The 18,048-nt window shown below is 73.9% G+C and carries 16 protein-coding genes; 4 read left to right on the forward strand and 12 right to left on the reverse strand.

Annotation, left to right across the window (positions count from 1 at the left end; genetic code table 11):
• Positions 1-198 precede the first annotated feature (198 nt).
• The 4 genes from ACZ51D_RS17815 to ACZ51D_RS17830 all read right to left on the reverse strand — a co-directional run bounded on the left by ACZ51D_RS17815 (position 199) and on the right by ACZ51D_RS17830 (position 3,793).
• A complete protein-coding gene (locus ACZ51D_RS17815) occupies positions 199-447 on the reverse strand; it encodes an acyl carrier protein (RefSeq protein WP_360493006.1) in 249 nt (82 codons plus the stop codon).
• Between the two features lie 79 nt (positions 448-526).
• The gene (locus tag ACZ51D_RS17820) at positions 527-1,558 is read right to left on the reverse strand and encodes a beta-ketoacyl-ACP synthase III (protein ID WP_360493003.1); all 1,032 of its coding nucleotides are present in this window, start codon (positions 1,556-1,558) and stop codon (positions 527-529) included.
• Positions 1,555-2,505 (reverse strand): ACP S-malonyltransferase, encoded by a 951-nt coding sequence (locus ACZ51D_RS17825; RefSeq protein ID WP_465620234.1) that lies wholly within the window; start codon positions 2,503-2,505, stop codon positions 1,555-1,557. Before ACZ51D_RS17825 ends, ACZ51D_RS17820 begins: the two co-directional genes overlap by 4 nt.
• 91 nt (positions 2,506-2,596) lie before the next feature.
• The gene (locus ACZ51D_RS17830; protein ID WP_360493031.1) at positions 2,597-3,793 is read right to left on the reverse strand and encodes a PucR family transcriptional regulator; all 1,197 of its coding nucleotides are present in this window, start codon (positions 3,791-3,793) and stop codon (positions 2,597-2,599) included.
• A gap of 206 nt (positions 3,794-3,999) precedes the next feature.
• Between ACZ51D_RS17830 and ACZ51D_RS17835 the strand changes: the two genes are divergently transcribed.
• Positions 4,000-4,776 carry a pirin family protein gene (locus ACZ51D_RS17835; protein ID WP_465662746.1) on the forward strand — a complete coding sequence of 259 codons (777 nt, stop codon included), beginning with the start codon at positions 4,000-4,002 and terminating at the stop codon, positions 4,774-4,776.
• 35 nt (positions 4,777-4,811) lie between these two features.
• Here the strand turns inward: ACZ51D_RS17835 and ACZ51D_RS17840 are convergent, their stop codons facing one another.
• Positions 4,812-5,642, reverse strand: coding sequence for a serine hydrolase domain-containing protein (locus tag ACZ51D_RS17840; RefSeq protein WP_465620237.1), 831 nt, complete (start codon positions 5,640-5,642; stop codon positions 4,812-4,814).
• Between the two features lie 158 nt (positions 5,643-5,800).
• Here ACZ51D_RS17840 and ACZ51D_RS17845 point away from each other — a divergent pair, with 158 nt between their 5' ends.
• Both ACZ51D_RS17845 and ACZ51D_RS17850 read left to right on the forward strand, forming a co-directional pair.
• Entirely contained in the window at positions 5,801-6,304 is a 504-nt protein-coding gene (locus ACZ51D_RS17845; protein ID WP_465620238.1) for a MerR family transcriptional regulator, read from the forward strand.
• The gene (locus tag ACZ51D_RS17850; RefSeq protein WP_465620240.1) at positions 6,301-7,314 is read left to right on the forward strand and encodes an aldo/keto reductase; all 1,014 of its coding nucleotides are present in this window, start codon (positions 6,301-6,303) and stop codon (positions 7,312-7,314) included. Before ACZ51D_RS17845 ends, ACZ51D_RS17850 begins: the two co-directional genes overlap by 4 nt.
• 94 nt (positions 7,315-7,408) lie before the next feature.
• Here ACZ51D_RS17850 and ACZ51D_RS17855 read toward each other — a convergent pair whose 3' ends face one another.
• A complete protein-coding gene (locus tag ACZ51D_RS17855) occupies positions 7,409-7,987 on the reverse strand; it encodes a TIGR03086 family metal-binding protein (RefSeq protein ID WP_465620242.1) in 579 nt (192 codons plus the stop codon).
• A gap of 101 nt (positions 7,988-8,088) precedes the next feature.
• Between ACZ51D_RS17855 and ACZ51D_RS17860 the strand changes: the two genes are divergently transcribed.
• On the forward strand, positions 8,089-9,078 hold the full coding sequence (locus tag ACZ51D_RS17860) for a helix-turn-helix transcriptional regulator (RefSeq protein WP_465662748.1): 990 nt from the start codon (positions 8,089-8,091) through the stop codon (positions 9,076-9,078).
• Between the two features lie 82 nt (positions 9,079-9,160).
• On the opposite strand, the gene ACZ51D_RS17865 is transcribed toward ACZ51D_RS17860, so the two are convergent.
• The 6 genes from ACZ51D_RS17865 to ACZ51D_RS17890 form a co-directional block, all read right to left on the reverse strand.
• A complete protein-coding gene (locus ACZ51D_RS17865) occupies positions 9,161-10,375 on the reverse strand; it encodes an alpha/beta hydrolase (protein WP_465620246.1) in 1,215 nt (404 codons plus the stop codon).
• A 199-nt stretch (positions 10,376-10,574) separates the two neighbouring features.
• Positions 10,575-10,910 (reverse strand): MmcQ/YjbR family DNA-binding protein, encoded by a 336-nt coding sequence (locus tag ACZ51D_RS17870; RefSeq protein WP_465620247.1) that lies wholly within the window; start codon positions 10,908-10,910, stop codon positions 10,575-10,577.
• Positions 10,911-11,011: 101 nt separating this feature from the next.
• Positions 11,012-13,402, reverse strand: coding sequence for a Dyp-type peroxidase (locus ACZ51D_RS17875; RefSeq protein ID WP_465620248.1), 2,391 nt, complete (start codon positions 13,400-13,402; stop codon positions 11,012-11,014).
• Positions 13,403-13,433: 31 nt separating this feature from the next.
• The gene (locus ACZ51D_RS17880; RefSeq protein WP_465662750.1) at positions 13,434-15,371 is read right to left on the reverse strand and encodes a galactose oxidase-like domain-containing protein; all 1,938 of its coding nucleotides are present in this window, start codon (positions 15,369-15,371) and stop codon (positions 13,434-13,436) included.
• 163 nt (positions 15,372-15,534) lie between these two features.
• Positions 15,535-16,764, reverse strand: coding sequence for an acyltransferase family protein (locus ACZ51D_RS17885; RefSeq protein WP_465662752.1), 1,230 nt, complete (start codon positions 16,762-16,764; stop codon positions 15,535-15,537).
• Between the two features lie 26 nt (positions 16,765-16,790).
• Positions 16,791-17,915, reverse strand: a complete 1,125-nt coding sequence (locus tag ACZ51D_RS17890; protein WP_465662754.1) for an alpha/beta hydrolase — start codon at positions 17,913-17,915, stop codon at positions 16,791-16,793.
• Positions 17,916-18,048: the final 133 nt, after the last annotated feature.

Below are 18,048 nucleotides of genomic sequence, written 5' to 3' on the forward strand. Positions count from 1 at the left end.
TTTCCCGGGCCCGGGGTTTTTTACTGCCCCCCGGGGGGGGGGGGGGGGGGGGCCGCCGGGGCGGGCCCCGGGGGGCCCCCCGGGGGGGGGGCCCGGGCGGGGGGGGGGGGCGGGCGGGGCGCCCCGCCCCGACGGGTCAGCCGTCCGAGGTGCTCAGGGCACCTCGGACGGGCTGGCCGAAGCGAACGAGTCGATCGCTCAGGCGCTGGCGTTGGCCAGGATGTAGTCCACGGCGTCGCCGACGGTCTTCAGGTTCTTGACCTCGTCGTCCGGGATCTTGACGTCGAAGCGCTCCTCGGCGGCCACGACGACCTCGACCATGGACAGCGAGTCGACGTCCAGGTCGTCGGTGAACGACTTGTCGACCTCAACGTCCTCGACCGGGATGCCGGCGATCTCGTTGACGATGTCGGCGAGACCGGACAGGACCTCGTCCTTGGTAGCCATACTGGCTGCTCCTCTACGGTGTTGAACGTGTCCGGCCGGCGGCCGGACACAGGCTTGTGGATGAGTGGGCGAAACGCGCCTAGGGGAGCGTAACGACTGCCGCGGCGTACACGAGACCCGCCCCGAAGCCGATGATCAGCGCCAGGTCGCCGCTGTGGGCCTCGCCGGTCTCCAGCATGCGCTCCATCGCGAGCGGAATGGAGGCCGCGGAGGTGTTGCCGGTCTCCGCGATGTCACGGGCAACCGGCACCGACTCCGGCAGCTTGAGCGCCTTGATCATGGCGTCGGTGATCCGCATGTTGGCCTGGTGCGGGATGAACGCGCCGAGCTGGTCGGCGGTCACCCCGGCGGCGTCCAGCGCCTGCTGGGCGACCTTGGCCATCTCCCAGACCGCCCAGCGGAAGACCGGCTGGCCGTCCATCCGCAGGAACGGCCACTTGGTGTCCTCGCCCGGCCCGTTGATCGCGTCGGGCTTGGCGAAGGCGGTGTCCCAGGCCTCGGTCTGGGTGATCACGTCGGCCTGCGAGCCGTCCGAACCCCAGATCAGCTTGCCGATGCCCGGAGTGTCGGACGGGCCGACGATCGCGGCGCCGGCGCCGTCGCCGAAGATGAAGGCGGTCGAGCGGTCCGACTTGTCGGTCAGGTCACTGAGCCGCTCGACGCCGATCACCAGCACGTACTCGGCGTTGCCGCCGCGGATCATGCCGTCGGCCAGGCCCAGGCCGTAGCCGAAGCCGGCGCAGGCGGCCGAAATGTCGAAGGCCGGGGCGGTGCCGCAGCCGAGCCGCTCGGCGATCTCGGTGGCGATCGCCGGGGTCTGCTTGAAGTGCGAGACGGTCGCGACGATCACGCCGCCGATCTGCTCCGGGGAGATCCCGGCCTGGGCGATGGCCTTGCCGGCGGCCTGCACCGACATCTCGGAGACGGTCTCCTCCGGGCCCGCCCAGCGGCGCTCGGTGATCCCGCTGCGGGTGCGGATCCACTCGTCCGAGGAGTCGATCCACTCCAGGACCTCGGCGTTGGGAATCACCCGGACCGGGCGGTAGCCGCCGACGCCGTGGATGCGCGAGTACTGCGCACCGCCGGCGGGGCGGATCTGGGGCTTGGTCATGCGGTGGTCTCCTGCTCCTGACCGCCGTGCTCCGCGATGAGCTCGCGGGCCTTGTCCAGATCGGCGGGGGTCTTGAGGGCGAGCGTGGCCACACCCTTGAGGTTGCGCTTGAGCAGCCCCGTGAGGGTGCCCGCGGGGGACAGCTCGATCACGGCCGTCGCACCCAGCTGCCCGAGGGTCTCCATGCACAGGTCCCAGCGGACCGGGTTGGAGACCTGCGACACCAGGCGCGCGAGCACCTCGGCGCCGGAGTCCACGACCCCGCCGTCCCGGTTGGAGACGTAGCGGACCTGCGGGTCGGCCGCGGTCAGGGTCGGGGCCAGCCCGGCCAGCCGCTCGACGCCGGGCGCCATGTGCTCGGTGTGGAACGCGCCGGCCACCTTCAGGGCGATCAGCTTGGCGCCGGCCGGCGGGTCCGCCTTCAGCGCCTCCAGCTGGGCCAGCGTGCCGGCGGCGACGATCTGGCCGCCGCCGTTGTTGTTGGCCGCGGTCAGGCCGTGCTTGTCCAGCGCCGCCGCGACGACCTCGGGGTCGCCGCCGAGCACGGCGGTCATGCCGGTCTCGGTGACAGTGGCGGCCGCGGCCATGGCCCGGCCGCGCTCGCGGACAAAAGTCAGGGCGTCATGGGCGCTGAGCACCCCGGCGCCGGCGGCGGCGGTGATCTCGCCGACGCTGTGGCCGGCGACGGCGCCGACCAGCTTGCGGGCGGCGTCCTCGTCCGGGAACAGCTCCCGGGCGGTCACCAGACCGGCCGCGACCAGCAGCGGCTGGGCGACGGCGGTGTCCTTGATCTCCTCGGCGGACGCCTCGGTGCCGGCGTGCACCAGGTCGAGCCCGGCGACGTCCGACCAGCCGCGCAGGCGGTCGGCGACACCGTCCAGCTCCAGCCAGGGGCTGAGGAAACCGGGGGACTGGGCACCCTGTCCAGGGGCGACGATTACGAGCACGGTTCAACCCTCTCTCGCCAGGCGCCCGGGGGCGGGTAGGCGACGGTAACGAAGAAAACCATCCGGGATTGTATGGTCCCTACACTCCGGCTCAGCTGGGCTCGCCCACGGCGGTCAGCCGGCCGAGGGCCAGTGCGATCCGCAGAGTGAACGCCGAACGTACGTCGGAGGGGGCGTACCCCGTGACGTCGGTCACACGTCGTAGCCGGTAGCGCACCGTGTTGGGGTGGACGAAGAGCATCCGGGCCGCGCCCTCCAGGGAGGAGGCCTGCTCCAGGTAGACACTGAGCGTCTCCAGCAGTGCCGAGCCCGCCTCATCCAGGGGTGTGTAGATCTCCTCCACCAACTGGTGGCGCGCAGCCTGGTCGCCGGCCAGCGCCCGCTCGGGCAGCAGGTCGTCCGCCAGCACCGGGCGGGGAGCGTCCGGCCAGGCGGCGCAGGCGCGCAGCCCGGCCGCGGCGGCGTGCGCCGAGCGGGTCGCGGACAGCAGGTCCGGCACGGTCGGGCCGACCACCACCGGGCCCGGCGCGAACTGGCCGATCAGCGCCTTGGCCGCCTGCACCGGCTCCTTGTTGCCGCCGACCACCACCACCAGGCGCCTGCCCAGCACCCCGGTCAGCACGTGCAGCTTGGCGTACCGGGCGGCCCGGCGGATCGCCTCCACCACCAGCTCGCTGTCGCCGTCCGGCGCGCTGCCCATCACCACCCGGATCTGGCTGGGCTGGCCCCAGCCGAGCGCGGCGGCGCGGGAGAGCACGCCCTCGTCGGCGTCGCCGGACATCAGGGAGTTGACCACCAGCGCCTCCAGCCGGGCGTCCCAGGCGCCGCGCGCCTCGGCCGCCTGGGCGTACACCTGGGCGGTCGCGAAGGCGATCTCCCGGGCGTAGACCAGCACCGACTCGCGCATGTCCGCCTCGTCGCCGGGGGCGGCCACCTCCTCGATGGCCTCCTCCATCACCTCGATCGTGGTGCGGATCAGCTCGACGGTCTGGCGCAGGGTGATCGCCCTGGTCAGCTCGCGCGGGGCGGTGCCGAAGACGTCGGTGGAGATCGCCTTCGCGGCCTCGGGATGGCGGTACCACTCGGTGAAGGCGGCGATACCGGCCTGGGCGACCAGGCCGATCCACGACCGGTGCTCCGGCGGCATCCGCCGGTACCAGCCGAGCTGGTCGTCCATCCGCGAGATCGCGGCGGTGGCCAGCTTGCCCGAGGACTTCTCCAGCCGCTTGAGCGTCGCCGCCCGGCGCTCGGCGCGCTCGGCGGCGTTTCTGCGCTCCTGCGCCGTCAGGCGGGGCGCGGCACGGCCGGGACGGTCGCGCCCGGACCGGGGAGCCGGGCTCTTCCCGGTCGGTTCGGGTACGGGACTGGGTTCGCTCTTGGAGTTCGCGGAAGCGGCTGGCACAAGGACAAGACTGCCTCACGTGAGTGACTGCTCGTGCACACCCCCCGGCACAGCGGCGCCGTGGCCAGGGGCACAACCATTACGGTGGGCGCGTGACCGACGCCGCTGACCGCCCCCGCGCCGACCTGCGCCGCACCGCCGAGCGCTACCGCTCCGCTCCTGCCGAGGGCATCGAGACCCGCCACGCGTTCTCCTTCTCCGGCCACTACGACCCGAAGAACACGCACTTCGGCGCGCTGCTCGCCTGCAACGAGGAACTCCTCGCCCCCGGCGCCGGGTTCGAGGAGCACAAGCACCGGGACACCGAGATCCTCACCTGGGTGCTGGAGGGCGCGCTCGCCCACCGGGACTCCCACGGCCACGGCGGGGTGGTCCGCCCCGGAATGGTCCAGCACCTCAGCGTAGGCTCCGGCGTCACCCACACCGAACGCAACATCGGCGGCGCCACCGGCCCGGTCCGCTTCGTCCAGATGTGGCTCCAGCCGGACGAGTTCGACGCGGCCCCGGCGTACGGGCTGCGCAAGGTGGAACCGGCGGACGGCGGGTTGACACTGCTCGCCTCCGGCCTGGAGCGCGACGCCGGAACGGAGGCCCTGCGGCTGCGCCGCAGCGACGCCGCGCTCTGGCTGGCGACCGCCGGGCCGTGGCAGCCGCTGCCGGAGCTGCCCGCCGCCCCCTGGCGGTACGTCCACCTGACGGCGGGCTCGCTGGGCTACCGGACGATCCCGGGGCCCAAGGGCGGCGGCCGCTCGATGGCCCCGGGCGACAGCGTGCGGATCACCGGCGAGGCCTTCGCCGACCCGGCCGCGGGCGAGACCGGCGCGGAACTCCTGCTGTGGGAGATGCACTCGCCGGTCTCGTACGGCTGAGACCTTCTCGGAAAGGCCTCGGTGGAGCTCGGCCCTCAGCGGAGCTCGGCGAGGACCGCGTCCGAGAAGGCCGGCCAGGCCTCGACCGCCCACGGGCCGAAGTCCCGGTCGGTGAGCGCGACGCAGGCCACGCCCGCCTGCGGGTCGACCCACAGGAAGGTGCCGGACTGGCCGAAGTGGCCGAAGGTGGCCGGGGAGTTGGCCGTGCCGGTCCAGTGCGGGCTCTTGCCGTCGCGGATCTCGAAGCCGAGGCCCCAGTCGTTCGGGCGGCGGTGGCCGTAGCCGGGCAGCACGCCGCTGGTGCCGGGGAAGGCGACCTCGCGGGTGGCCCGCAGGACGGTGGACGGGTCCAGCAGCTTGGGCGACTGCAGCTCGGCGGCGAACCGGGCGAGGTCGGCGACGGTGGACAGGCCGCCGGCGCCGGCCGGGGACTTGTGCGCGGTGTGGATCAGGGTGTCGGCCATGCCGAGCGGCTCGAACACCGCCTCGGCGAGGTAGCGGGAGAACTCGATCCCGGCGGCCCCGGACAGCGCCGACGCCAGCGCGTCGAAGCCCGCGTTGGAGTAGAGCCGGCGGTTGCCGGGCTCGGCGAACACCCGGTCCTCGTCGAAGCCCAGGCCGGAGGTGTGGGCGAGCAGGTGGCGGACGGTCGCACCGGGCGGCCCGGCCGGGTCGTCCAGCTCGAACACGCCCTCCTCGACCGCGATCAGCGCCGCGTACGAGGTGAGCAGCTTGGTCACCGAGGCCAGCGGGAACAGGTGTTGCTGCGGCCCGTGCGCCCCCAGCACCGCGCCGTCCGCCCCCCGGACCACCGCCGCCGCGGCGTGGGGCACCGGCCAGTTCTCGATCACACGCAAGCTCTCCATGGATCCCGACTGTAGCCGGGGCGGGCGAGGGGCGGCGGGGCACCCTGCGGTCAGCCGGGTGGCGGGGGCACCCGGCTGTCGGGCCGGTCGGGCTTGCTTGGAGTGCACTCCAACTCGGTAGCGTCGTTCCCGTCGCACAGGACAGGGGGAAACGTTCGATGGCCACACCCGCACGAATCGAGATCGACCTGCGCAGCTGCTCCGAGGTGTTCGGCCGCCCGGTCGGCGATCCGGACCGGACCCCGCGGCACACCATCAGCGAGGTCGCCGCGGCGAGCGGGCTCACCGCCCACACCCTGCGCTGGTACGAGCGGATCGGCCTGCTGGACCCCGTCGACCGCGCGGCCGGCGGCCAGCGCCGCTACTGCGACGCCGACCTGCACCGGTTGGCCTTCCTGGGCCGGCTGCGACTGACCGGCATGTCCGTGGCGGACATGCTCAAGTACGTGGACATGGCCCGACAGGGCGAGCAGACCTACGAGGGGCGGCGCCTGCTGCTGGAGGCCCAGCGCGAGGAGGTCCGGCAGAGGATCGTCGACCTCCAGGCCACCCTCGTCGTCCTCGACTACAAGATCGATCTCTATGCCGGGAAGATCGCCGACGCCGCCGGCACCCCGGCCCAATGCCAGTACTACCGCGTAGAGGAAGAGCAGAGCGCATGACTCACCCCGTCCTTCCCACCGCCGAACTCGGCACCGACGGCCCGCTGGTGGGCGTCCAGGGCCTCGGCTGCATGGGCATGAGCGAGTTCTACGGCCCGGCCGACGCCGGCGAGTCGCTCGCTACCCTGGACGCCGCGCTGGAGGCCGGTGTCACCTTCTTCGACACCGCTGACGCCTACGGCTACGGCCGCAACGAGGAGTTCATCGGCCCGTTCGTCCGGGCCAACCGGGACAAGGTGGTGCTCGCCACCAAGTTCGCCCTCGTCCGCAAGGAGGAGGACCCGGGCTACCGCGGCATCAGCAACGACCCCGCGTACATCCGGGCCGCCGTGGACGCCTCGCTGCGCCGCCTCGGCGTGGACGAGATCGACCTCTACTACATGCACCGCCGCGACCCGGCCGTGCCGCTGGCCGACTCGGTCGGCACCATGGCCGAGCTGGTCAAGGCCGGCAAGGTGCGCCACCTCGGCCTGTCCGAGGTGACCGGGGCCGAGCTGCGCGAGGCGCACGCGATCCACCCGATCGCGGCGCTGCAGTCCGAGTGGTCGGTGTTCGCCCGCGACGTCGAGCGCTCGGCGGTGCCGGTCGCGGCCGAGCTGGGCGTCGCCTTCGTGCCGTACTCGCCGCTCGGGCGGGGCTTCCTGACCGGTTCCTTCCAGGCCGCCGAGCAGCTCGCGGCGGACGACGTGCGGCGCACCCAGCCGCGCTTCACCGGTGCCAACGCGGCGGCCAACGCCGAACTGCTGGCGCCGATCCGGGAGATCGCGACGGCCCGCGGGGTGACCCTCGCGCAGATCGCGCTGGCCTGGGTGCACCAGCGGGCCGAGGTGCACGGGCTGACCGTCGTGCCGATCCCGGGCACCCGCAAGCGCAGCCGCCTCGCCGAGAACGCCGCTGCGGCGACGCTGCGGCTCACCGCGGCGGAGCTGGCGCTGCTGGAGCCGGTGGCCGGCCAGGTGGCGGGGGAGCGCTACGCGGACATGAAGTTCACCTCGGTCGGCCGGGAGTAGCCGGCAACAGCCGGCCGGGCCCGGGAAGTCGCCGACTTCCCGGGCCCGACCGGCTGCCGTGCTCATCCGGCCGGCTTCAGCCGTGCGGCCCGGCTCAGGCTGTGCGGCCCAGCCAGGCGGCCAGCTTCGCGTGCACGTCGGCGTCCTCGGCGACCGGCTGGACCGCGGCGAACGGGACGCCCTCGACGCGGCTCTCGGGCGGCAGGACGGTCTCGGCGATGCCCAACGCGGTCCGCGCCAGCGCGTCGTCCAGCGCGAAGCCGTTGCCGAGGCTGGTGGCGATGTCCCCGGTGTGGGTGACCGCCTCCATCAGGTAGCCGCCGACCGCGGCCCCGCCGGGGACCTCGCCCCAGGGTGCGAAGGTCGGGCGGCCGAGCTTGGCGTCGTCCGCCCAGGCGGCGGTCACCCGGGCGCGGGCCCGGCCCAGCGCGGCCGGCCAGCCCTCGTCCGACGGGTCCTCGATGGCGGGCACGATGTCCTCGAAGCGGCCGCCCTCCCCGAGGTACGCGAGGCGGTGGATGCCGCCGACCACGTGGTTCAGCAGCCGGCGCAGCGTGAACTCGGTGCAGGGGGTGGGCCGGTCGAGGTCAGCCGGGGTGATCGTGGCGAACAGCTTCTCCAGCTGGTCGAGGGCGAGCAGGTACTGCGGGCGGGCGTCCTGGACGGCGTTCATGTGCGGTCAACTCCCCGTGGTCGGGCGGGCTTTCGGGCTCGGAACGCAATCTCCCAGTAAAACCTGACAGGTTCCGTCAGGATTACTGGGATTCTTGGCCCATGAAGGCCGACCGCCTGCTCTCCGTCCTCCTGCTGCTGCAGACCCGCGGCCGGGTGTCCGCCACCGAACTCGCCGCGCGGCTGGAGGTGTCCGTGCGCACCATCTACCGCGACGTGGAGTCGCTCTCCGCCGCCGGGGTGCCGGTGTTCACCGAGCGCGGGCGGCACGGCGGCATCGGCCTGCTGCCCGGCTACCGCACCGACGTCACCGGCCTGACCGCGGACGAGGCCAGGGCGCTGTTCGTCCTCTCCGCCCAGGGCGCGCACAGCGACCTCGGGCTGGACGGCGCGCTCGGCTCGGCGCTGCGCAAGGTGATGGCGGCGCTGCCGGCCCCGCACCGGCCGGCCGCCGAGCGGATCAGCGAGCGGATCCTGGTCGACCCGGCCCGCTGGATGCAGGGCGGCCCGCCCGCGGCCGCGCCGGGCCCGGACCTGGGCGAGCTGCAGTACGCGGTCTTCGCCGACCGGCGGCTGCGGCTGCGCTACCGGCACAGCGGCACGCCCGCGCCGGTGGAGTACACCGTCGACCCGTACGGGCTGGTGAGCAAGGCCGCGGTCTGGTACCTGGTGGCCGATCTGCACGGCGAGCCGCGGCTGTTCCGGGCCGACCGGGTGTTGGCCGCCGAGACCACCGAGGAGACGGTGCGCCGCCGAGCCGGGGTGGGGCTCGGTGACGTGTGGGCGGCGCTGCGCGAGCAGGTGGAGCGGCTGCCGAAGGAGCTGCCGGTGCGGGTGCGGATCCGGCGCGGGCGGCTGGACCAGTTCCTGCGCATCCACGGCGGCCGGGTCACCGCGCCGCCGCCGGAGGCGGGCATCGGGCCGGCCGAGGACTGGGTCGAGGTGGCGATGGCCTTCCCGGCTCCGGCGGCGGTCCGGTCGCTGCTGGCCTTCGGCGCGGAGGTCGAGGTGCTGGCCCCGCCGGCCGCCCGGCGCGAGCTGGCCCGGGCGGCGGCGGACGCCCTACGGCTGTACCAGGACCAGCCGTCGTAGCCGCACCGGCGTGGCCCGGTCGGGAGTCGGGCCGGTCGGGTGTTGCCCCGGTCGGGAGTCCGGCCGGGCGGGAGTCGGGCCGTCAGGAATTGGGCTCGGTCCGGACCACGTCCCGGTAGTGGCCGAGCGAGATCGCCGCGAAGTTGTGCAGGCTGTCGGTGCCGTCGGTGAGGTAGCCGGTGTGGCCGACCGCGCGGGCCGAGGAGATCTGCTCGGCGCCGAAGCCGCCACCGGTCGGGTCGGCGCCGTGGCCGAGCTTGCCGACCTCCAGGAACGGGACGTTGCCGATCCAGTCACCGGGGTTGCGGGCGGCCCAGACGTGCACGCCACCGCCCAGCTCGGCGGCGTTCTGCACGCCCATGCCGGGGGAGCCGAACACCACCATGTCGGTGATGCCCGAGGTGTCGGACGGCGAGGCGGCCGCGCGGAGGATCTTCGGGGCGGCGGTGCCGCAGACCACCGAGCCGTACGAGTGGCAGAGCAGCGACGGGGGCGCGTCCGGCCGGGTCGTCTCCTTGAGGCCGGCGAGCAGTCGCTCCAGCCGGGGCGCGGCGACGTCGGCGAGCCGGGAGGTGGCCGCGTCCGGGCCGAGGCCGGAGGGGGTGACGTAGCCGGTCCAGGAGACCACGGCGGTCCGGGTGCCCGGGGCCTGGCGCTGCTCCTCGGCGTAGAGGGCGCGGGCCATGCCGGCCGGGGAGCGCAGCGGCTCGGCGGTCTGGTCGAAGTGGCCGAGGTCGGCGTCCGAGCCCGGGACGAGGACGGAGATCCGCTCGGCGTCGGCGAGGTCGCCCCACACCTCGGTGACCAGGCCGCGGCCGCGCGGGTCGAAGGCCAGGATCTGTCGGCCGGGGGCGAGCAGGTGCTCGACGTCGTTGGCGCGGGAGACGGCCAGCGCGCGGGTGTCGGAGTCGAGCCTGTGGTCCTCGGCGCGGGCCCGGGCCGTGTCGCGTTCGACGGCCAGGGCGATCCGGTTGGCGCGGTAGCGCAGGTCCAGCGGGGCGCCGTCGTAGTTGCCGACGACCAGCGGGTAGTCCCGGATCAGTCGGTCCAGCTCGGTGGGCGCGAGCGAGGCGAAGAACTCGGCGGCGGCGGCCGGGGAGGTGGTGGCCGGGTCGGGCAGGGTGCGGCCGAAGGAGTGGTCCTGGATCCAGGCGGCGCTGCCGGCCGGGGGCGTGGAGATCGCCAGCTGCTCGGAGGAGACCGCGGCCGCGGCCGCCGAGGCGCCGGCGTCGGCGAGCACGGCGCAACCCGCGAACGCCCCGATCAGTACACGCTTCCAGCGTCGACGGTTGCGCACCGCACCAACTCCCTTGGGGCCCGTCACCGTTTCGCGGGCGGTGCCCGGAGGGTGCATTAGAACTGCTGATTCCCTGCGCAAGCCTAGGGGGCCCGACGGGGTGGCGGGCGTGCCTAAACTGTGGGATGGATCACATGGACCGGGGGTGTCCTGCCGACGTCTCCCCGTGGTGCGGGCCGTGACCCGCAGGGCCGTTCGCTCAGGCGTCGAACTCCCGGACCAGCCGCTTCGGCGCCGTCCGCCGCCAGGCCTCGGTGACCAGGTCGCGCAGTTCGTCCGGGTCCACCAGGTCCAGCCGGACGCTCACCCAGCCGTGCCGCCCGACGTAGGGGGCGGAGGAGAACACCTCGGGCTCGGCGGCGAGCAGCTCGGCCTGGTCCTCGGGGGAGGCCTTGACGGTGACCCGGTCGCCGTCGGGCGAGCCCATCGTGAAGATCCGGCCGCGGACCCGCAGCGTCTCGATGTCCCAGGTCGGCTCCTGGGCGGTCTCCGGCAGGGCCAGCGCCATCGCGCGGAACTCATCGAACGTCACCATGGCGGCAGGTTAGAGCAGGGCGCTGACAACGCGCCCCCGGCGCGCGCGATGGCGCAGCGGGGGCGCGTGGGTGCCAGGTCTGCCCGGTCAGGCGGGCCCGGTCAGGAGAGCGAGGACCAGCCGTCGCAGGAGCGGTCGGCGGAGACCAGCCGGTCCGGGTGGCCGCTGCCGTCGGAGATCGAGATCCTGCGGTACTTCTGGCCGCTGAACACCCAGTACTCGCTGTTCCCGCCGACCCGCTGCTGGTCCGGGACGGGCAGGAAGCAGTCCACCCGGTCCAGGCCGCTCAGCGAGCCCCACTGGGAGAGTTCGCGGTCGGTGCGCTCGCGCACGTCGGTGTGCGAGGAGCCGTCGGCGATCGAGATCAGCCGGTACTGCTGGCGCCCGGCGGTGGTGTGGAAACACCAGTACCAGCTCTTGCCGCCGACCCGCTGCTGGTCCGGGACGGGCAGCCAGCAGTCCACCTGGCCGACGCCGCTGAGCGAGCCCCATAGGGTGAGGTCGCGGTCGGAGCGTTCGAGCGCCGTGGTGTACCGGCCTCCGCCGCAGGTGATGGAGACCAGCCGGTACTGCTGGCGCCCGGCGGTGCTGTGGAAGACCCAGTACCAGCTCTTGCCGGCCGGGTCCTGCTGGTCCGGTACGGGCAGGACGCAGTCGACCCGGCCGACGCCCTGCAGACAGGACCAGGTGGTCAGCCAGGTGTCGTCCTCGACCTTGCGGTCGGTGTGGGCGGATCCGTCGGCCACCGAGATCAGCCGGCAGCGGTCGCCGTGGAACGCCCAGTACTGGCTCTGCCCGCCTCGGCGGAACTGGTCCGGGACGCCGATGAACTCGTCGCACGGGTACGCCTTCACCGGCTGCGGCTTGGGCTGCGGCTGTCCGCCGGTGCCGGGCTGCGTGGTGGTGCCCTGGCCGTTGCCGCCCGGCTGCGTGGTGGTGCCCTGGCCGCCGACCGGGGTGAGCCGGCCCTCGCAGAGCCCGCGCAGGATGCTCAGGGAGGGCATGAAGGCGTACACCGAGCCGGTGGTCTGGACGAACTGCCGGAAGCTCACCGGGGTGTGCGTGATCAGGCCGCTCGCGTCCCGGCTCTCGAAGTCGACGTCGGGGGCCTCCTGGGTGACCGGGTCCTTGCCGGGTACCGGCCTGGGGTTGGCGTGCCCGGGCGGGACGCTCCCGCCGCTGTCCCGGTTCGGCGGGAAGTTCGGCTGGTCCATCCAGTCGGCCTGGATGAACTCGAACTGCCGCTGGATGTCCGCCTGGTAGCAGATGAACAGCAGGCCGCGCGGGTCGTCGGGGCCGCCCGGGCCTTCCGAGGCCGGGTCGAACGGGGCGCCGTACGGGGTGCCGCGGCGCATGATCCGTCGGCCGTTGAGGTCCTTGGCGGGGAACGGGTCCTTGTCCGGGCTCTCCTGCAGGCCGGCCCGCGGCTCGGTCTTGCGCAGGTGCGACCAGAGCGGGGTGACCAGGCCCTCCGGGTCGTCCCGGAAGTCGAAGTCGTTGTCCGAGGCGGCGCTCGGGTTGTTCGGGACGTCGTTGAGCTGGTGCTTGCAGACCGGGGCGCCGGAGCGCCACCGGCCGACCATCCGGGCGGCCAGCCACTCGGTGGTGGCGGTGTCCGGGACGGCCTTGGCCTGCTTGAGCTCCCTCAGCTTCACCGCGACCTGTGACCACCAGCCGGGGACGTCCTGGGCGAGCCGGCGGACCACCTGGAAGGAGCCGTTGCGCGCCCACACGGGGTACTGGTCCTTGGGGAAGCTGAACTGGTCGTTCTCCAGGCCGCAGACGAACTCGCCGGCCGGGATGAGCCGGGTGCCCGGGTGGCCGTCGACCTCGTCCGGCCTGGCCGGGTTCGGCCGGTCGAAGCCCTTGATGCCGGGCTCGCTGATGCCGTCCTTGAAGCCGAAGTGCTCCTTGCCGCGGCGGCTGCCCAGCAGGGTCTGGGCGTTCTGCTGGTAGGCGATCAGGACCCGGCACTCGGCGGCGGCGATCCGCTGCGCCTCGACGGCCGCCTGGAGATCCCGCTCGGTGTCCGCGGAGATCTTCAGCACGGCGTGGACCGACTGGGTCCGGCCGTTGCCGAAGAGCCAGTTCTCCGGGGAGTTGTCGCCGGTGTCGCCGAGCGCGCCGGCCCGTTTGGCCGAGCCCTCCTTGAAGGCCTCCAGGCCGCTGCCGACCGGCGGGGCGGTCGCGAACGGGTCGGTGGCGGAGAGCATACGCAGGCCCTCGTAGGTGAAGCTGATGCCGAGCCAGGTGGCGGTCAGCGACTTGGGGTCGTCGCCGCCGGAGGCCTGTCTGGCGTCGCTGAACGCCTCGTTGAACTGGGCGACCTGGCGGGTGGTGGAGATCTGCGGGGTCAGCTTGCGGAGCCAGTCGCGGGCCCGGGCGGCGTCCTCGAACTTGAGGAACAGGAGGCTGACGTTGTCCTTCTTGAATCCGGCGAGGATGTCGCCCTGGATCTCGTCGCTGTCGCGCAGGCTCAGATCCGTTGCCATGGGAGGTCCTTTTCTGGGGTGGGGTGGGGGATCAGGCCGAGGAACTGAGCTGGACCCACTGAGCGACGCTGGGCACGCCCTTGTCGCTGAGCAGGAAGAGCATGTACCAGCCGGGCGGGGCGGCCTTGGCGTCCGGCGGGGCCTGGAACTCCAGCCGGTTGCCGGCCCGGCCGGTGAGCCGCAGGTCGATGTGGCGCTGGCTGGTGTTGACCGAGTGGGTGGAGGTGGTCGGCGCCAGCAGGACGGCCTTGGCGGCGAGGCCCGGGGTGGTGCTGGTGACGGTGAACCTCTTGTCGTAACCGACCGGTGTGGTGGGCGGGTTGGCCAGCGCGGGCCGGTCACCCTGGTGCAGGTAGGACGGCTCGTAGATCTCGATGGTGCCGTTCATGGTGACCGGCCCGGAAGTGCCCGGGATGCCGCTGACCGTGCCGTTGATGTCCGTGTTGTTGGCCATCTGCTGGAGCTCGTCGCCGGTCACCAGGACGCGTCCGTCCGGCAGCACGACGGCGTTGGAGTGGTAGCCGCGCGGCAGTCGCTGGACCGGGCCGAGCTGCCAGTTGCCCTGGTCGTCGCGCAGCTCGATCTGGCGGTACTTGAGGTCGGCGTTGGGGTTGTACGGGCCGTTGCCGTAGTCGCGGATGTCGTAGGCGCCGTTGACGGTCAGTAGCCGGCCGGTGGGCAGCAGGACGGTGTCGTCCTGGGTGCGGCCGAAGGCGCGGGACTTCTCGGCGGTCCAACTGCCGTTGGAGAAGCGCATCGTGCTCGGGTTGTCCCGGTCGCCGCCGAGGACCAGCGCGGAGTCCGGGCCGTTGACGCCGTTGGGGAGCATGACGGCGGAGCCGTAGTTGCGCCTGCGGCCGTCCGGGCGGGCCGCCAGGTCGGTGCGGGTCTCGGCGGCCGGGTCGAACTTCCACTGCTCGCCGGGCTGGCGGCCGAAGCCGTAGACGCTGCCGTCGTTGAGCGAGAACAGGTGCGGGTAGTCGGTGCTGAACGGGGCGTCCACCTTGAACCGCTCCACCGGGGTGTCCTTGGGGACGTCGGTCTTCTTCACCGGCACCGGGAAGGACTTGGCGGGGAAGCGCTCGACCACCAGGGTGGGGGTGCCGTAGCCGAGTTCGGACTGGCCGGACATGATCAGCTGGCGGCCGTCGGCGCCGGTCACCACCGAGGGGTACCAGCGGCCGACCGACATGTCGGGGTTGCGGGTCCAGGTCTCGGTCCACGGGTCGAAGACCAGCGAGAGCTTGGCGCCCGTCCCGCCGTTGCCGCCCAGGTTGCCGCCGAAGACGCCGAGCATCCCGTTGGGCAGGAACGAGTGGCCGGAGCAGAAGAACGGGACCGGGCGGGGCTCGCCCAGGCCGTCCGGCATGTCCGAGACCGGCGGGTTGACCTGCTTGAAGGCGTTTGGGCCGGTGCCCCTGGCCGGGTCCCAGAGGAAGGCGCGGCCGGCGTTCTCCTTGCCGATGGTCTGGGTGGGGGCGGGCTCCTTCTCCGGGTTGGTCTCGATCCGCTCGAAGGAGAACAGCAGCACCTTGCCGGTCGGCAGCAGCGCGACGTGGTCGCCGAAGTCGGGGGAGGGGAAGTACTGGTTGAACGCGCCGAAAGTTGCCGGGTCGAAGGCCTTGTTGTGATCGGCCTGGGAGGCCGTCAGCGCGTTGTACCGGTTGGTGCGGGTGGTCTGCGGGTAGTCGCCGATGCCGCGGACGGCGGCGCGCATCCGGGCGTGCTCCTCGGCGTGCTCCTGGCCGAGCGCCGCGACCTCGTCCTCCCGCAGCTCGGCCATCACCCGGGGCGAGTCGACGTGCGGGGTGAGGCCGTCCGCCCCGGGGGCGGCCGGTCCGCCGTGGGCGACGGCCGGGGCGACGGCGCCCAGCAGGGTGCCGGCGGTCACCGCGAGGACCACGGCGGTGCCCGGCAGCCGTCGGCGGGCCCGTCGCCGCGGCTGGGGACGGGGTGGGGACAGGGACATGGCACTCCTCGGGAGCGTGGGGTGGTGGGGAGGAGCGGCGAATGCGGACGGACGGGCCGTGGGCGGGCGCGGTCCTGCGATGGTCGCCGACCGTCACAGGACATCACGGCGCGTGGTGGTTCGCATGCGGGTGCATCCCCTCGGGCGCAGCCTCCCGGGAGGGTCACACCACGCCCAGCGCGTACGCCGCGAACAGCGCCGCCGCGGCGCCGGCCGCCGCCTTCCCGGCCCGGGAGAAGGACGTCCACGGCCCGTCGAACCGTCGGGTGAACCACCCGATCGCCACCAGGACGGCTCCGAACAGCGGAAGCAGCGCCAGCCGGGCGGCCACCCAGCCGAGCGAGTCCGGCGCGGTGGTCAGGCCCGGCACGGCGCCCAGGCCGGCCGCGCCGGGCACCGCCACCGCGAGCATCGCGCTCTGGTGCCAGCAGAAGATCGTCATCGCCGACAGGTTGACCGCCACCACCGGCAGCCACAGCAGCGGACGGCGCGTCAGCAGCCGGCCCAGCCGCTCCCGCAGCAGCACCGCGGCGCCGCACTGGAACGCCGCCAGGGCGAGCACCAGCAGGGACGGCGGGTGGGAGTTGGTGCGCTCGGCCCCGGGCACGCCGACCATGCTGGCCGGGTAGTGGAACACCAGCAGCAGGACGGCGAACAGCGCCCCGCCGCCGAGCAGCAGCACCCGGGCCGCCGGGCGGCCCAGCCGGCCCTGCGCCCAGAGCACGCCCAGCTGGTAGCCGAACAGCCAGCCCGGCAGGATGTTCAGCAGCGCGACCCAGGACGGCACCGCCTGCGCCCACGGCCCGTACCGCAGCAGGTCCACCGTGGCGACCGAGGCCACCAGCAGGCCCGCCGACCAGCCGCCCAGTCGGCGCCCGGCGGCCACGCAGAGCGGGGTCAGCGCGGTCAGCCCCAGGTAGACCCCGATGTACCAGAGCGGCTGCACCACCAGTGTCGCGCCGGTGCGGACGGTGTCGGCGGGGACGCCGAGCGCGGGCAGCAGCGGGAGCAGCAGGGCCCACACGGCCGTGACCCCGAGCACCGGGCGCAGCAGCCGGACCGTACGGGCGCGCAGCCAGCCGCCGTACGACTCGCCCCGGGCGCGGGCCCGGTCCAGCGAACGGACCGAGGAGTGGCCGCCGACCAGGAAGAACACCCCGAGCATCTGGAGCCCCCAGCTGATCGGGGCGAAGAAGCCGAGCGAGGAGAGCGGGCTGGCGTTGTGCAGCACGCCGTCGGGGGAGCGGGTGAAGCCGCCGAGCATCCAGTGCCCGACCGGCACGGCGAGCAGGGCGAGGGCGCGCAGCCCGTCCAGGGCGCGGTCGCGGGTGGCGGGGGTCTTGGCGTCGACCCGGCGGGCGGCGTGGCGCAGGGCGGTGAGGGGGTGGGCCATGGTGGTGCTCCTTCCGGTGCGGGCGGTCAGGCGCGGCCGAGGGCGACGGCGGCGTAGGCGGCGAGCGAGGCGGTGCCGGGGGCGAAGTAGCCGGTGTGGCCGTGGGATCCGGTGGCGGGCAGCGGGCGGGCGCCGAAGCCGGACGCGGTCGGGTCGGCGCCGTGGCCGAGGCCGAGCAGCCGGACGTTGGGCACGTCGCCGATCCAGTCGGAGCCGTTGCGGGTGGTGGCCCAGAGCGGGACGCGCCGGTCGAGGTCGGCGGCCGAGTCGACGCCCATGCCGGGGGAGCCGAGCACCACCACACCGGAGGCCTGGGCGGGGGTGGGGCGGGCCAGGCCGCAGACCACCGAGCCGTAGCTGTGGCAGAACACGGTGGCGGGGGCCTGCGGGCTGGTGCTGACGGCGAGTCCGTCGAGCAGTCGGGTGAGGCGGGTGGCGCCGACCCGGGCGAGGTCCTCGGTGGCGGCGTCCAGGCCGAGGCCGACCGGGGTGGTGTAGCCGGCCCAGGCGATCACGGCGGTCTGCCGGTCGGTGGCCTGGTGCAGCGCGCGGGCCATGCCGGCGGGGGTGCCGTACGGGTCGGAGGCACGGTCGAAGCCGGACAGGTCGATGTCCGAGCCGGGGACGATCACGGCGGTGCGGCGGGCGCCGGCGAGGTCGCCGTACACCTCGGCGACCTGCCCGCGGCCGCGCGGGTCGAAGGCGAGGATCTGCCGGCCGCCGTCCAGCAGGGTGCGGTAGCGCTCGGCGCGGGTGCGGGCGGCCTCGTGGTCCTGCGGGGCGAGGGCGGGGTCGGCGGCCCGGGCGAGTTCGCGGGTGCGTTCGGCGGCCAGGGCCAGGGCGTTGGCGCGGTACCGGAGGGCGACCGGGGCGCCGTCCAGGTTGCCGACCACCAGGGGGTGCCGGACGGCCAGCGCGTCCTGCGTGCTCGGCGCCAACCCGGCGAAGAAGGCGGCGACTTGGGCCGGGGCGGCGGTGGCCGGGTCGGGCAGCCGCAGGCCGAGCGAGGTGTCGGCCGTCCAGGCGGCACTGCCGGGCGGCGGGCCGGTGACGGGGGTCTGGGTGTCGGCGGCCCAGCCGCCGGCGCCGAGCACCGCTGCCAGTGCCACCGCGGCGGCGGCGAGCGCCCGTCCGGCCCGAAACTTGCGCATGTCCCTGATCTCCCTCGTCCGTTCGGCTTGCGACAGAGAGGAAGGTAGGAACGCGACGGCCCCGCGGACGTCACACCGCGGGGCCAACTCCCGGGTGCTACCGGGGTATCAGGCCCGCTCCGAGCGGAGGCGA

This window comes from Kitasatospora sp. NPDC033851 (assembly GCF_055576085.1).

Coding starts and splice junctions, on each gene's coding strand:
- ACZ51D_RS17815 (WP_360493006.1), bottom strand. CDS start 447: ATGGCTACCAAGGACGAGGTCCTGTCCGGTCTCGCCGACATCGTCAAC.
- ACZ51D_RS17890 (WP_465662754.1), bottom strand. CDS start 17,915: ATGCGCAAGTTTCGGGCCGGACGGGCGCTCGCCGCCGCCGCGGTGGCA.
- ACZ51D_RS17875 (WP_465620248.1), bottom strand. CDS start 13,402: ATGGCAACGGATCTGAGCCTGCGCGACAGCGACGAGATCCAGGGCGAC.
- ACZ51D_RS17885 (WP_465662752.1), bottom strand. CDS start 16,764: ATGGCCCACCCCCTCACCGCCCTGCGCCACGCCGCCCGCCGGGTCGAC.
- ACZ51D_RS17820 (WP_360493003.1), bottom strand. CDS start 1,558: ATGACCAAGCCCCAGATCCGCCCCGCCGGCGGTGCGCAGTACTCGCGC.
- ACZ51D_RS17845 (WP_465620238.1), top strand. CDS start 5,801: ATGGCCACACCCGCACGAATCGAGATCGACCTGCGCAGCTGCTCCGAG.
- ACZ51D_RS17840 (WP_465620237.1), bottom strand. CDS start 5,642: ATGGAGAGCTTGCGTGTGATCGAGAACTGGCCGGTGCCCCACGCCGCG.
- ACZ51D_RS17880 (WP_465662750.1), bottom strand. CDS start 15,371: ATGTCCCTGTCCCCACCCCGTCCCCAGCCGCGGCGACGGGCCCGCCGA.
- ACZ51D_RS17850 (WP_465620240.1), top strand. CDS start 6,301: ATGACTCACCCCGTCCTTCCCACCGCCGAACTCGGCACCGACGGCCCG.
- ACZ51D_RS17860 (WP_465662748.1), top strand. CDS start 8,089: ATGAAGGCCGACCGCCTGCTCTCCGTCCTCCTGCTGCTGCAGACCCGC.
- ACZ51D_RS17855 (WP_465620242.1), bottom strand. CDS start 7,987: ATGAACGCCGTCCAGGACGCCCGCCCGCAGTACCTGCTCGCCCTCGAC.
- ACZ51D_RS17870 (WP_465620247.1), bottom strand. CDS start 10,910: ATGGTGACGTTCGATGAGTTCCGCGCGATGGCGCTGGCCCTGCCGGAG.